The sequence below is a fragment of the Baekduia sp. genome, from assembly GCF_035996765.1.
Classification (GTDB): Bacteria; Actinomycetota; Thermoleophilia; order Solirubrobacterales; family Solirubrobacteraceae; genus Baekduia.
This window is the reverse complement of record NZ_DASYJG010000026.1, coordinates 31,169-46,219: the sequence shown is the minus strand read 5'-3', so window position 1 is coordinate 46,219 and position 15,051 is coordinate 31,169. Positions and strand designations below refer to the sequence as shown.

Sequence of the window (15,051 nt, the reverse complement as noted above, 5' to 3'; positions counted from 1 at the left end):
ACAGAGCCCGGGAGCGCGGGCGCGATGACGCACGCCCGCGATCGGGGCATGTCCGGGCCGGCCGCCCAGCATCAGCGCGGGCGCCTCGCCGCCGCGATGACGGTGCTCGCCGCCGAGCAGGGCTGGCAGAACGTCACCGTCGACATGGTGTGCGAGCGCGCGATGATCTCCAAGCGCACGTTCTACGCCCTGTTCGCCGATCGCGAGGACTGCTTCGTCCTGGCTGTGCAGCGATCGGTCGCGTGGCTCATCGACGGCGTCGCGAGCGCGGTGGTCGTCGCCGGCGACGAGTGGTCGGCGCGCGTCGGCGCGGCGCTGAGCGCGTTCTACCTCAACTTGGACGCTGACCGGCTGCGCGCATGGCTGATCGTCATCGAGACCGTGAACGGCAGCGACCGCGCGCGCGAGGTGCGCCGTGCCGCGCTGGAGCAGCTAGTGCGCCTGGTTGATGAGGGTCGCGGGGCCGTGCCGCCGACCGGCACGGCCGCGGTGGGCGCGGTCATGGAGCTCGCCTATCGCCATCTCACGGGACCCGATGCCGAGTCCTCGATGCTCACGCTCATCGCCCCGGCGGCCTACCTCGTGTTCGCGCCCCGGCTTGGCCGTCGCGCGGCGCTGGCCGAGGCCGAGCGGCTCGCCGGAGCGGTCGTCGCCGCGCCGCGGGTCGAGGCCGCCGACCACCTGGCCGAGGACAGCACCCTGCGCCTGACGCGGCTGACCGAGGCCACGCTCCTGTACGTCGCCGGCCACCCCGGCGCGCGCAACGTCGAGATCGCCGCCGCGATCGGCGTCGAGCACGATTCGCAGATCAGCCGCCACCTCCGCCGCCTGGAGGATGCCAAGGCCGCACGTCGCACCCGCGACGGACGCTCGAACGCCTGGGAGCTCACGGCCGTCGGCGAGCGCCTGGCGGACGAGCTGCGCGAGGCTCAGGACAGCATCTCGGACGGTGGCGAAGGTTTCCACTTGACAGAGATAGAAACCGTAGTGTCTAATCGTCACGGGACATGGATGTGTCTGGATGACGCGTCCGCCCGCTGAGTGAGGAGAGAGGTTGCAGGGTCACAACATGCCGAGCACGGCGATCGCCGCGCTCACGTTGCGCTGCCGCGAGCGGCGCAGCACCACCACCACGTGCCATTGCCGGACCGGCGACGTCCTCGCGCTCTGCGGCGGAACAACCGTCCCTTCAACCACGCCCGCGGGCTGACGCATTCCCATGAACTTGATCAGCGCCACCAACACCACGAGAAGGACCACCTGCATGACTGACCGTTTGGTTGATGCCGGCGCTGGCGCGCCGGGCGTCTCGCTTCGTCCGCTGCGGGTGGCGCGGCTTGTCACGCTCGCGACCATCGCGTTGCTCGTCTTCGGTGCGGCGTCGGCGTCGGCCTTGCAGACGCATGTGTTCTCCTCGAGCTTCGGGAACTCGGGTTCTGGTGCCGGTCAGGTGTCGTCTCCTTCGGGTGTGGCGATCAACGTCACCACGCATGACGTCTACGTGGCCGACACGGCGAACCTCCGGGTCGATCAGTTCTCCTCGGCCGGCTCGTTCATCCGTGCCTGGGGCTGGGGAGTCGCCGACGGGCTTCCGTCGCTTGAGATCTGCACGCTCTCCTGCCAGGCCGGGATCCCGGGCACCGGCGCGGGCCAGTTCACGACCCCGACCTTCATCGCCGTTGACAACTCCGCCGGAGCCTCCGCAGGCGATGTCTACGTGGGCGACACCGCAACCAACCAGGTCCAGAAGTTCACCGCGTCCGGCAGCCTGATCACCGCCTGGGGCTCAGGCGGCAAGCTCGACGGCACCACCGCTACCGACGGCCCCTTCGGCGCCCTCGCGGGCATCGCCGTTGACACCACCGGCAACCTCAACGTCTTCGACACCAGCACCCGGCTCTTCCGCTTTGCCCAAGACGGCCTCTTCATCACCGACCTCACCACCGCCCGCGGCACCAGCGCCAACGGCCTCGCCGTCGACGCAGCGAACAACTTCTTCAAGGTCAACGGCGATCTGTCGGTCGAGGAGTTCCAGGCCGACGGCACCGACACCGGCCAGGTCACCGCCTCCAACGCGACCACCGGCATCGCCACCGACTCTGCCACCGGCGATCTCTACGTCGACACCGGCGCCGCGATCGAGCACTACTCCTTCCCGGCGTGCGTTCCGGCCTTCTTCTCCGGTTGCACGCCGGCTGACACCTTCGCCTCCGGCCACCTCGCCGCCGGCGCCGGGCTCGCCGTTGATCCCACTACCGGCACGATCTTCGTTGCCGACGCCGGCAACCAGCAGATCAGCGTCTTCGGCCCAGTCATCTTCCCCGACGCCACCACCGCCGCGGCTGACGCGGTGGCCAAGCACACCGCGACGCTCAACGGCCACGTCGACCCGGCCGGCGGCGGCGCGGTCAGCGCTTGTGCGTTTGAGATCACCGATGACGCGACCTTCCAGGCCCAGGGCTATGCCGGCGCCTCGACCGTCGCGTGTGATCAGCCAACGCCGATCGCCGCGGCCGCCGACGTCACCGCCGCCGCGACGGGTCTGGTCGCGGCCACGACCTATCACTTCCGGCTGCTGGCCACCGATGCCCAGGGCACAGCACAAGGCCAGGACCAGACGTTGACCACCAGCCCGGCCGTCGACTTGACCATCGGCGCGGCCGACCCGATCAGCTCGATCTCCGCCACGCTCAACGGCCACGTCGACTCGACCGGCAGCGGCGACATCACCGCCTGTCACTTTGACTACACCGACGACGCCACCTTCCAGACCTCGGGCTTCACCGGGGCCCAGACCCAGCCCTGCACGCCGGCGACGCCGATCTCGGCGTCCAGCGACGTCTCCGCGGCCATCACCGGCCTCCTGCCCGACACGACCTACCACGCGCGTCTCGTCGCGACCGACACCGACGGCACCACCATCACCACCGATCAGGCCTTCACCACACTCGCGCTCCCCAGCATCACCGTCACCGCGGCTACCGAACTCACCACCACCGAGGCCAACCTCACCGCCAAGATCAACCCCCGCGGCGCCGACACCACCTACCGCTTCCAGTACGGCACCGACACCTCCTACGGCACCTCGGTCCCCAACCCCGCGGCCGGCATCGGTGACGGCACCACCGACGTCTCGGTCTCCGAGCACCTCACCGGGCTGAGCCCCAACACGACCTACCACTACCGCCTCGTCGCGACCAGCGCCAACGGCACGACCACCGGACCCGACCACACCTTCATCTACGACACGACCGGGCAGGGACTGCCCGATGGCCGCGGCTACGAGATGGTCACCCCGACGCAGAAGAACGGCACGCTGGTCGGCGCAGCCCTCTTCAGCCTCCCCCCTGAGCTCTCAGACGATGGCTCCAGCCTTTCGCTCGTCGCCACGCAGTGCTTTGCCGGCGCCGGCTCCTGCCCCGTGTTTCGCGGGAACATCGGGACCCCTTTCTCGTTTGAGCGCACCGCCGGCGGCTGGCAGCCAACGTCGCTGGCTCCTTCGGCGACCCAGTTCGATTCGAGCACTGGCGTGCAACTCAGCTCTGAAGCTGGGGCCGGTCTCTTCCGCGCCCCCACGTCACCGGGCGGCGAGGACGACTTCTACGCCCGCCGGCCCGACGGCTCCTTTGTGAACATCGGCCCTTCCACTCCGCCCGCAGCGGGGACAACGCCCCCCGACCTCATCCAACCAGGTGTCAGCGCCGCCACTGCTGATCTCTCCCACCTCGCCTGGGCGACTGACCACCCCATCTGGCCCTTCGACGCGACGGATGCTTCCTCGTCATCGGCATACCAGTACGCCGGCATCGGGAACGTCCAGCCCCTGCTTCTTGGCGTCAGTGGTGGCCCGGGCAGTACCGACCTGATCAGCACCTGCGGGACCTTCCTGGGTTCCTCTCCCAACAGCACCTATCCCGGCACTATGTCCGTCGATGGCCGGACGGTCTACTTCACCGCGCAGTCCCAGCCGAACACCGGCGGCCAGTCGACTCCCTGTCCCGGCGGCTCGGGCGCCAACGCCTCGATTCCCGTCCCGGCCGACACCCTCTACGCCCGCGTCGACGGTTCCCTTCCGACAGCGCACAGCGTTTCGATCTCCGAGCGCTCCCCGCTGGACTGCACCACTTCTGCGTGCACCAGTTCCACGCCGGCTATCGCCTACTTCTTGGGTGCCTCAGCCGAGGGCTCGCGGGCTTTCTTCACCTCCACCCAGCAGCTGACTGACGACGCCAGCCAGGACCCGGTCGCCGCCGATCAGGCCGGCTCCACGGCCTGCGCCAGACGCATCACCGGACCCAACGGCTGCAATCTCTATCTCTATGACTTCTCTCGGCCTGCCGGCCACCAGCTGGTTGACGTCTCCGCTGGCGATAGCTCCGGTAGCGGCCCGCAGGTGCAGGGCATGCTCGGGTTCTCCTCCGATGGCTCCCATGCCTACTTCGTGGCCAAGGGCGTCCTCACGGCCGCCGGCAACGCCCAGGGCCAGAGGGCCCGTCTCGGCGCCGAGAACCTCTACGTCTATGACGCCGACAGCGGTCAGACGGCCTTCATCGCCGCCCTGTCTGACAACGCCCTCGACGTACAGCAATGGGTCAATAGTGGTCTCCAGTCGGCGAACGTCACTCCCAGCGGTCGCTTTCTCGTGTTCACCAGCCACGACCAGCTCACCCCCGATGACAGCAGCACGCCAGCGGCGGCCCAGGTCTTTCGCTATGACGCCTCGACTGGCGAGCTGATCCGCATCTCGATCGGTGACAAGGGCTACAACGACAACGGCAACAGCTCGACCACGGACTGTGGTCAGGGCAACATCTGTTCTGAGGACGCCAGCATCGTGCGGCCCCACGTGGGTCGTGCCGGCCCCGCACGCATCGATCCGACCATGTCTGACGACGGCTCCTACGTCTTGTTCCAAAGCCCGCTCGCGCTCACGCCCGGCGCCCTTGATCGTGCCCGGATCGCCGACGAGGCGGGCTCGCCTGTCTACGCCCTCAACGTCTATGCGTACCACGCGGGCCGCGTCTCGTTGATCTCTGACGGCCGCGACACCGCCTCCGGCCATCTCTCGCCGTGCTTCACGGCCTCGGGCGGAATCTCGGCCGTCTGCCTGATCGGTGCCTCTACCAGCGGCCATGACGTGTTCTTCTCCACTGCTGATCAGCTTGTCCCGACCGACACCGACACCCAGGTCGACTACTACGACGCCCGGGTCGGTGGCGGCTTCCCGTACACCCCGCCACCCGAGTCGTGCAGCGGCGACAGCTGTCACGGCGCTGCGGAGAGTCAGCCCACGACCCCTGCGGCCGCGAGTGTGACGTTCAGTGGCCCGGGCAACGCGACGCCGCCGGCTACGCCGGTGAAGGTCAAGGTCCTGAGCACGGTCGTGCATGGCTCCCGGTTCTTGGTGGCCGTCAGGGTGCCGGGCAAGGGACGGATCACGATCAGCGGTTCGGGGATCAAGCCGGTCGGCAGGTCCGTCGGCAAGGCGGGGACCTACAAGGTGCGCGTCGCGCTCACCGCCAAGGCGGGCAGGGCGCTCAAGCGCAAGCACAAGCTCAAGCTCAGGCCGCGTGTTGTCTTTGCGCCGGCCGGCGGCCCGTCCTCCTCGGCGACCGTCTCGCTGACGGTCAAGGCGTAGGTGGCCACGATGACCAAGGAGACAATGAACATGACCACGCTCAGCCACGCGCCCCGAAACCATACGTTCGCCGCACTGATCACGATCGCAGCCGTGGTCCTCGCGCTCTGCGCCGCAACCGCGAGCGCCGCAGCACCCGCTCCCGGCTGGACCCTCGATAACTTCGCGATCCCGACCAACTTCTCCGCGGCCGACAACGCCACCTGCACCAGCTGGCCTGGTACCGGCTATTTGCCTCCTTGCGACGGCTACGCGATCACCGCCACCAACGTCGGCGCCCGGCCCACCGACGACTCGATTATCACCCTCGCCGACTCCCTGCCCCATGGTCTCACCGTCCAGCACATCAAGCTTTTCTGGCTGGGCCCCGGCGCAGACGACGCTGGTGTGAACCCGAGCACCGACTTCGGTGGCTCCTTCTGTGACACCTCCGCAGTCCGGTGCGACGCTCCCTTTACCCTCGCCCCCGAGGACATCCTGCAGATGCTCGTCTACGTCACCGTCGACCCGGGAGCCTCCGGCCCCGTGCACAACTCCGCCAAGGTCTCCGGGGGTGGCGCCGCCGACGTCACCGCCACCGCCGAGAACACCGTCGGCGCTGCCGCGCCCCTCTTCGGTCCTGCCGACTTCAGCTCCTCGCCGACCGGCGCCGACGGCGCACCCGAAACCCAGGCCGGCGCCCACCCGTTTGCCCTCACCACCCGCATCGGCCTCAACAACGAGTTTCGGATAACGCCCGAGGGGTTCGTCACCTTCTCGGGCCCGACCAGCATCGAAGATCTCCGAAACGTGGTCGTCGATCTTCCCCTCGGCTTCCTCGGCGCGGCCAGCGCCGCTCCTACCTGCACCCTCGCCCAGCTCACGGTTGGTAATGCGGGAGCTGGCGGCAACCACCTCTGCCCCCCCGATACGGTCGTCGGCCACCTTCGCACCGAGCCGAACTCCGCCGATTCGGCCAACAGCCCGATCTGGAACATCACCCCGGAGCACGGCGTCGCCGCCGAGTTCGGCTACGTCGACGGCCTCAACGCCTCCCATGTCCTCTATGCCCGGGTCGTCCCGGGCCCCGACGGCTACGTCCTGCAGGTCAGCGGCCTCGACGTGCCTCAGGTCTCGATCCAGGACGTGGTCACGACCTTCTACGGCAACCCCGCCGTCCACGACGGCTCGGGCAAGATCCCGGTGGCGATGTTTGCCAACCCGTCGCATTGCGATGGCCGGCCGCTGACGACCACGATCCACATGGACTCCTGGCAGCATCCGGGCTCGTTCAAGGCCGATGGCCCCCCGAATCTCTCCGATCCGGCTTGGAAGTCGGCCTCGTCGACCTCGCCCGCGGTCACCGGGTGCAACAAGCTCCGCTTCGACCCGACGATCTCGGTCAAGCCCGACGCGACGTCGGCCGATGCGTCCGCCGGCCTCGACCTCGGGATCAAGGTCCCCCAGCCGACCGACCCGAACACCCTGGCGACGCCGCCGCTGAAGAAGGGCGTCATCACCCTGCCTCAGGGCATGAGCGTCAACCCGTCTGCGGCCGACGGCCTCAGCGCCTGCAGCCCGGCGCAGATCGAGCTCGGCTCGGCCTCCCCGCCGACCTGTCCGGACGCGTCGAAGGTTGGCACCGTTGAGGTGCAGAGCCCGCTCCTTCCCGGGACGCTTTCGGGGTCGGTCTACCTCGCCACCCAATACGACAACCCCTTCCACAGCCTGCTCGCGGGCTACATCGTCATCGACGACCCGGCCACCGGCGTCGTTGTCAAGATCCCTGGCCGCCTCGACACCGATCCGAGCACCGGGCAGATCACCGGCGTCTTTGACAACAACCCGCAGCTGCCGTTCTCCGAGTTGCGGATCCACTTCTTCGGCGGCCCGCGCGGCAACCTGGCCACTCCCGACAAGTGCGGTACCTACACGACCACCTCTGACCTCGAGCCGTGGTCGGCGCCCGACTCCGGTCCCGACGCGACGCCGGCCGACAGCTTCCCGATCACCAGCGGCTGCTCGGTCGCGTTCGGACCAGGCTTTGAGGCCGGCACCACCAGCCCGATCGCCGGCACCTACGCGCCGTTCGTCCTCAAGCTCACACGCCAACCGGGCTCCCCGCAGGTCGTCGGCCTCGACACCACGTTGCCCGAGGGCCTGCTCGGCAAGCTCGCCGGGCTCAGCCAGTGCTCCGAGGCGGCGATCGCCTCCGCCTCGGCCTCCGACAGGACTGGTGCTGCGGAGAAGGCAAGTCCTTCCTGTCCGGCCTCGAGCCAGGTCGGCGTCATCGACGTGGGCGCCGGCTCAGGAACGCCCTTCTACGTGCAGGGAACCGCCTACCTCGCCGGCCCCTACAAGGGCGCCCCGTTCTCGCTGGCGTTGGTGACGCCGGCGGTCGCCGGCCCGTTTGACCTGGGCACGGTGGTGGTGCGTGCGGGTCTGTACATCGATCCGATCACCGCGCAGGTCACGGTGAACTCCGATCCGATCCCGACGATCGTCGACGGGATTCCGTTGCGGATCCGCGACATCCGCGTCAACACCAACCGCCCGGACTTCACGTTGAACCCGACGTCCTGCGATCCGATGGCTATCGGGGCGCAAGTGTTCGGAACTGACGGTGCGACGGCAGCGGTGTCCAGCCGGTTCCAGGCCGGCGGCTGCGCCGGGCTGGCCGTTGCGCCCAAGCTCGCGATCAACCTCACAGGCAAGGGGCAGACCACCGATGACAAGCACCCCGGTGTGCATGCGACGGTGAGCCAGACGCCCGGGCAGGCCAACCTCAAGAAGGTCACCGTCACGCTGCCCCTATCGCTGGCGTTGGACCCTGACAACGCGCAGGCGTTGTGCGAGTTCACCGATGGCAGCAAGATCGATCCGACGTGTCCGAAGGGCAGCATCGTCGGGCACGCCGTCGCGCACACGCCGATTCTCGATCAGCCGTTGACGGGCCCGGTGTACTTCGTCAAGAACATCCGCAAGGACCCCAAGTCGGGCCGTGAGATCCGGACGCTGCCCAAGCTCGTGATCCCGCTGACCGGCGAGAACGGGCTGCGGCTCAACCTGGTCGGCACGAGCAACGTCGTCGACAACCACCTGGTCAACACGTTCGACAACATCCCCGACGCCCCGGTCAGCGACTTCACGCTGAACATCGATGGCGGCAAGAGCGGCATCCTCGTCGTCTCGGGCACCGACATCTGCAAGACCACGCAGATCGCCGATCAGCAGGTCGATGGCCAGAACGGCAAGACGCAGACGGCCAAGATCACGTTGGGCACGCCCTGCGGCCTCGGCATCGTCGGCTCAAGTCACACGAGCACGAGCCTGAAGCTCACCGTGGGAGGCATCGGCGCGGGCAAGGTCAGCGTCAGCGGCAAGGGGATCGCCAAGACAAGCCGGACGATCGGCGGCGCGACCACGGCGACCCTCACGGCCCGCCTCTCGAAGGCTGCTGCGTCCCGTCTCAAGCACCATCACGACGTGCGCGTCAAGGTCACGGTGTCCTTCACCCCCAAGGGTGCGAAGAAGGCCAAGACCAGCCACAAGACCATCACCATCCACGCCGCCAAGAGGTAGCCGATCCCGCCAGGGCTGCCGCAGCGCCTCCGGGCGCTGCGGCAGCGAGCTCGATCGCTCATCGACGCCATGCTCCTGCCAGCCGGCACGCGCCGCGGGCCCCGCCGGTAGTCTCTTCGCCCGGCGACGGTGGCGGCTCGATGACGCGCCGCCCTACCGCGCGCGGTAGGGCGGCGCGGCGGCGCCCGGACGTGGGTCGAACGACGAGGAGAACCCGTGAAGGTGCAGCGTGCGTTGATGGCGATGATCGTCGGTCTGGCCGTGGGTGTGGCCGGGTGTGGGGGAGGCGGCTCCGACGGCGGCAGCACGGCCGCCACGAGCGCCTCCGGAGCTCCGACGACGTCGACCGCGTCCCCGGCTCCGGCCACGACCACCACCCCCCGGCCAGGCACGCGCGTGCCGAAGCCCGTGCCGAAGCCCTCGGTGCCGACGCTGCAGCCCGCGCCCAAGGCCAAGTCCGTCTCGCTGCCCGCCGGCGCGGTGGCCAAGGTCGGCGACCAGGTCATCACGCAGGCGCAGTACGACCAGCTGCACGCCGCGAGCGTCCGCAACCTGCGCAACGGGCCTTCGCAGATCGTCTCCGACCCGCCGCACTACACCAAGTGCGTCGCTTCGCTGCGCACGTTCTACGCCAAGCTGCGGAGCCGAAGCAAGGCGGCTGCGGGCTCGAGCAAGAAGCGGCCGGCACCCGCCACCCCGGCGTTCAAGACGCCCGGCACCGCGGCCTTGCGGGTCCAGTGCCGCCAGCGCCGCGTCGGCCTGATCACGGCGGCGATGTCGCAGCTCATCCAGGGCGCGTGGACCACCCAGCAGGCTAAGGCCGAGCACGTGAGCGTCAGCGACGCCGAGGTCGCCAAGGTCCTCGCCCAGCAGCGCAAGGCCTATCCGTCGGCGGCGCAGTACAACCGCTTCCTCAAGGCCAATGGCCTGACGGCGGCGGGGCTGGCCGAGCGCACGCGGGCCGGGCTGCTCAGCCAGAAGCTGACGGCCAAGCGCAACGGTGCGGTCGCCAAGGTCTCCGACGACCAGGTCAACGCCTACTTCGCCAAGAACAAGGCCCAGTTCGGCCAGCCCGAGCGCCGCGACCTCCAGGTCATCCGCACCAAGACCGAAGCCAAGGCCAAGGCCGCGCAGGCCGCGCTCAAGCAGGGCACCAGCTGGAAGACCGTCGCGGCCAAGTACTCGGTCGACCCGATCTCCAAGGCGGCGGGCGGCACCCTCCCGTCGGTGGTCAAGGGCGCCGTGGACCCGGCGCTGGGGGCCGTGGCGTTCAGCGCGCGCGTGGGAGCGGTGGCCGGCCCGGTGCACGGCAAGCAGGGCTTCTGGCTCGTGCGGGTCAACAAGATCCATCCCGCCGTGACGCCGGCGATCGGGCCCTACCGCGACCGGATCCGCCAGCTGCTGCAGAGCCAGGCGCAGGGCAAGGCGGCGGCCAAGGCCAATGCCGACTTCCAGGCCAGCATGAAGGCCAAGACGATCTGCCGCGCGGGGTATGTCGTGGAGACGCTCTGCGCCAACGGGTAGCGGGGTGCAGTCCCGGCGCTGCTGCGGTCAGGCGTCGACGTAGGTCGCGAGGTGCTCGCCGGTGAGGGTGGCGCGCCCGTCCACGAGGTCGGCGGGCGTGCCCTCGAAGACGATCCGGCCGCCGTCCTGGCCGGCGCCGGGGCCGAGGTCGATGATCCAGTCGGCGTGGGCCATGACCGCCTGGTGGTGCTCGATGACGATGACCGACTTGCCGGCGTCGACGAGCCCGTCGAGCAGGGCGAGGAGCTGCTCGACGTCGGCGAGGTGCAGGCCGGTGGTCGGCTCGTCGAGGACCAGAATGCCGCCGCTCTCGCCGAGGTGGGTGGCCAGCTTGAGCCGCTGGCGCTCGCCGCCCGACAGCGTGGTGAGCGGCTGGCCGATGGTGAGGTAGCCGAGCCCGACGGCGGCGAGCCGCTCGAGGATCTTGTGCGCGGGGGGCACGCGCGCGTCACCCTCGCCGAAGAACGCCGCGGCCTCGGCCACCGGCATCGCGAGCACCTCGCTGATGTCCTTGCCGCCGAAGGTGTACTCCAACACGGACGCGTCGAACCGCTTGCCCTCGCACTCCTCGCAGGTGGTGGCGGTGCCGGCCATGATCCCCAGGTCCGCGTAGATGACGCCCGCGCCGTTGCAGTTGGGGCAGGCGCCCTCGGAGTTGGAGCTGAACAGGCCCGGCTTGACGCCGTTGGCCTTGGCAAACGCCTTGCGGATCGGGTCGAGCAGGCCCGAGTAGGTCGCCGGGTTGCTCCGTCGCGAGCCGCGGATCGCCCCCTGGCCGACCGTGACCACGCCGTGGCGATCCTCCACGGAGCCGCGGATCAGCGAGCTCTTGCCCGACCCGGCGACGCCGGTCAGCACCACCAGGACGCCAAGCGGGATGTCGACGTCGACGCTCTGCAAGTTGTTGGTGTCGGCGCCGCGGACCTCCAGTTTGCCATTGGCCGCGCGCACCGTCTCCTTCAATGACGCGCGGTCATCCAGGTGGCGTCCGGTGACGGTGTCGCTCTCCCGCAGGCCCGCGACGGTGCCCTCGAAGACCACCTCGCCACCGGCCGAGCCGGCGCCGGGGCCGATGTCGACGGCGTGGTCGGCGATCGCGATCGTCTCCGGCTTGTGCTCCACGACGAGCACCGTGTTGCCCTTGTCGCGCAACTGCAGCAGCAGACCGTTCATCCGCTGGATGTCGTGCGGGTGCAGGCCGATCGTGGGCTCGTCGAAGATGTAGGTGACGTCGGTGAGCGCGGAGCCGAGGTGGCGGATCATCTTCGTGCGCTGCGCCTCGCCGCCCGACAGGGTGCCCGACGGCCGGTTGAGCGAGAGATACCCGAGCCCGATGTCCACGAACGAGTCGAGCGTGTCCCGGAGGGCCTCGAGCAGCGGCGCGACAGCGGGCTCGTCGCGGTCGCGCACCCACTGGGCGAGGTCGCGGATCTCCATCGCGGAGACGTCGGCGATGCTGACGCCGTCGATCTTCGACGAGCGCGCCGCCTCGCTGAGCCGGGTGCCGTCGCACTCCGGGCAGGTCGTGAACACCACCGCCCGCTCCACGAAGGCGCGGATGTGCGGCTGCATCGCCTCGACGTCCTTGGAGAGAAACGACTTCTGGATCTGCGGGATCAGACCCGAGTACGTCAGGTTGATCCCCTCGACCTTGATCTTGGTCGGCTCGCGGTAGAGCAGGTCGTGCAGCTCGCGCTTGTTGTACTTCTTGATCGGCTTGTCGGGGTCGAAGTAGCCGCAGCCGCGGTAGATCCGGCCGTACCAGCCGTCCATGGTGTGGCCGGGGATCGTCAGCGCGCCCTCGTTGAGCGACTTGCTGTCGTCATAGAGCGCCGAAAGGTCGAAGTCGCTGATCGAGCCGCGACCCTCACAGCGGGAGCACATGCCGCCGACGCGGCTGAAGCTCGCGCTCTTGGTGATGGTCTTGGCGCCGCGCTCGACGGTGATCCCGCCGCTGCCGTGGGCGGAGGCGACGTTGAAGGAGTACGCGCCGGGTGAGCCGATGTGCGGCTGGGCGAGCCGGCTGAAGAGGATCCGCAGCATCGCGTCGGTGTCGGTGACGGTGCCGACGGTGGATCGGGGGTTGCTTCCCATCCGCTCCTGGTCGACGCTGATCGCGGTCGTCAGCCCTTCGAGGACGTCGACGTCGGGCCGGGCCAGCGTCGGCATGAAGCCCTGCACGAAGGCGCTGTAGGTCTCGTTGATCAGCCGCTGAGACTCCGCGGCGATCGTGCCGAACACCAGCGAGCTCTTGCCCGAGCCCGAGACGCCGGTGAACACCGTCAGCCGGCGCTTGGGGAGCTCGATGCTGACGTTCTTGAGGTTGTTCACGCGCGCGCCGTGCACGCCGATCACGTCGTGGCTGTCGGCATCGTGTCGGGCGGGCGACTGCGTCTTGGTCCTCGTCATGGGGGCGCATGCTAGGCGTATTGACGGCGCGTCCAACTTTGGATTTACTCTGCATCAGGTCAAATGGCAGACGTCACCACCAAACGGGCATATCGGATGGTCGCGCGGGCTCAGGCGGCGGCCGTGACCCACCAGCGCGTCCTCGCGGCGGCGTGGGAGCTGTTTGCCGCTAAGCCTTATGAGGATGTGCGGCTGGCCGACATCGCCGAGGAGGCCGGGGTGACGGTCCAGACGCTGCATGCGCGGTTTGGCCCAAAGGACCAGCTGTTCGTCGCGGCGTGGCGCAGCACGATGGATCCGGAGGCGGCGCGGCGCGACGGCGCGCCGGTGGGCGACGTCGAGGGCGCGGTACGCCTGATCTATGACTCTTACGAGCTCCGCGGCGACGCCGCCCTGCGGCTGATGGCGCAGGAGGAGCGGATCGCGGCGGTGCGCGAGATGACCGACGACGGTCGGGCGTGGCATCGCGATTGGGTGCAGCGCACGTTCGTGCCGCTGCTCGATGGTCTGCGTGGCGCGGAGCGTGAGCGGCGGCTCGTCGCGATGGTCGTGGCTACCGACCTGCTCGTCTGGAAGCTGCTCCGCCGCGAGATGGGCCTCGGTCGTGCGGAGGCGCAACGCGTCGTCGTCGGCATGGTCAACGCGACAAAGGGCGCCCGCTGATGGCGCGGCTGTTGGCCTACACCTCGCCCGCACAAGGCCATGTCTTTCCGGTGATGGGGATGTTGCTCGAACTCCAGCGTCGTGGCCACGACGTGCACCTCCGCACCCGGGCCTCCGATGTCGAGCGGGTCGCCGCGCTGGGGATCCACGCCGCGTCGGTCGATCCGCGGATTGCCGCGGTCGAGCTCGACGACTGGCGCGCGCGTTCGCAGATCGACGCCCTGCGGCGTGTGGTGCGGTTCTTCGCCGCGCGCGCCGAGTTCGAGATCCCCGATCTGCGCCAGGCGATCGCCGACGTCCGCCCCGATGCGCTGATTATCGATGTCAACTGCCTCGGCGCCGGGTACCTGGCGGAGACCGCCGGCCTGCCATGGGCGCAGTACTGCCCGCATCCTCCACCGATGCACTCGGCCGATACGCCTGCCTACGGGCTGGGCCTGGCGCCAGGCGGCGGGCCGCTCGGTCGCTTGCGCAATCGCCTCAGCACCGCGCTGTCGGACCACATCGCAGCGGGCATGCTGGAGCCCCTCAACGTGCACCGAGCCGCTTTGGGCCTGGCGCCGGTGCGCGTCTGGCACGACCAGTACCTAGCGTCTGATCGCTTCGTGCTCTTTACCGCCGAGCCGTATGAGTTCCCGCGCAGCGATTGGCCCGCGTCGGTGCGCCTGGTCGGGCCCGGCGATTGGGAGCCGCCGGCCGAGCCGCCCGACTGGCTGGCATCCGAGACGCGGCCGATCGTGCTCGTGACCGCATCGACCGAGCGCCAGGGCGATGACAAGCTCGTGACCGCGGCGCTCGACGGGCTGGCCGGCGACCGCCTCGCCGTCGTCGTGACCACCGCGGCCCACGACCCCGCCGCGTTCACCGTGCCGCCTGGTGCGCGCGTCGCGCGCTTTCTCCCGCATGCCCCGATCATCGCTCGCGCCGCCTGCGTGGTCTCCCACGGCGGACAGGGCACCACGCAGAAGGCGCTCGCCGCCGGCGTGCCCGTCTGCGTCGTGCCGTTCTGCCGCGATCAGTTCGACGTCGCCCGGCGCGTCGATCGCGCCGACGCCGGCGTCCGGCTCTCGCACCGGCGATTGACCGCCAAGCGCCTGAGTGCCGCCGTCGACCAGGCGATCGCCAAGCGGCCTGGGGCGGGCCGGGTCGCGAAGATGTTCGCCGCGGCCGGTGGTTCGCCGGCGGCCGCCCAGGCCATCGAAGAGCTCGTCGGTGAGCAGGCCGTTGCCGGCGATGGCCGACCGTGAGGCCGGTGG

The 15,051-nt window shown here is 69.4% G+C and carries 8 protein-coding genes; 6 read left to right on the top strand and 2 right to left on the bottom strand.

The features are described 5' to 3' along the window. Window positions 1-24 precede the first annotated feature (24 nt). Window positions 25-1,041, top strand: coding sequence for a TetR family transcriptional regulator (locus tag VGO10_RS05315; protein WP_327465919.1), 1,017 nt, complete (start codon window positions 25-27; stop codon window positions 1,039-1,041). 21 nt (window positions 1,042-1,062) lie between these two features. Here VGO10_RS05315 and VGO10_RS05310 read toward each other — a convergent pair whose 3' ends face one another. After that, on the bottom strand, window positions 1,063-1,266 hold the full coding sequence (locus VGO10_RS05310; RefSeq protein ID WP_327465917.1) for a hypothetical protein: 204 nt from the start codon (window positions 1,264-1,266) through the stop codon (window positions 1,063-1,065). Here VGO10_RS05310 and VGO10_RS05305 point away from each other — a divergent pair. The 3 genes from VGO10_RS05305 to VGO10_RS05295 all read left to right on the top strand — a co-directional run bounded on the left by VGO10_RS05305 (window position 1,265) and on the right by VGO10_RS05295 (window position 10,723). Continuing rightward, window positions 1,265-5,638, top strand: a complete 4,374-nt coding sequence (locus VGO10_RS05305) for a hypothetical protein (RefSeq protein WP_327465915.1) — start codon at window positions 1,265-1,267, stop codon at window positions 5,636-5,638. The genes VGO10_RS05310 and VGO10_RS05305 overlap by 2 nt on opposite strands. A 9-nt stretch (window positions 5,639-5,647) precedes the next feature. Beyond that, window positions 5,648-9,199: a hypothetical protein gene (locus tag VGO10_RS05300; protein WP_327465912.1), complete on the top strand. Its 3,552-nt coding sequence runs from the start codon at window positions 5,648-5,650 to the stop codon at window positions 9,197-9,199. Window positions 9,200-9,415: 216 nt separating this feature from the next. Next, window positions 9,416-10,723, top strand: coding sequence for a peptidylprolyl isomerase (locus VGO10_RS05295; RefSeq protein ID WP_327465910.1), 1,308 nt, complete (start codon window positions 9,416-9,418; stop codon window positions 10,721-10,723). A gap of 27 nt (window positions 10,724-10,750) precedes the next feature. On the opposite strand, the gene VGO10_RS05290 is transcribed toward VGO10_RS05295, so the two are convergent. Then, window positions 10,751-13,132 (bottom strand): excinuclease ABC subunit UvrA, encoded by a 2,382-nt coding sequence (locus tag VGO10_RS05290; RefSeq protein ID WP_327465908.1) that lies wholly within the window; start codon window positions 13,130-13,132, stop codon window positions 10,751-10,753. Between the two features lie 63 nt (window positions 13,133-13,195). On the opposite strand from VGO10_RS05290, the gene VGO10_RS05285 reads away from it, so the two are divergent. Beyond that, window positions 13,196-13,795 (top strand): helix-turn-helix domain-containing protein, encoded by a 600-nt coding sequence (locus VGO10_RS05285; RefSeq protein ID WP_327465906.1) that lies wholly within the window; start codon window positions 13,196-13,198, stop codon window positions 13,793-13,795. Next, window positions 13,795-15,042 (top strand): glycosyltransferase, encoded by a 1,248-nt coding sequence (locus tag VGO10_RS05280; protein WP_327465904.1) that lies wholly within the window; start codon window positions 13,795-13,797, stop codon window positions 15,040-15,042. Before VGO10_RS05285 ends, VGO10_RS05280 begins: the two co-directional genes overlap by 1 nt. Window positions 15,043-15,051 lie beyond the last annotated feature (9 nt).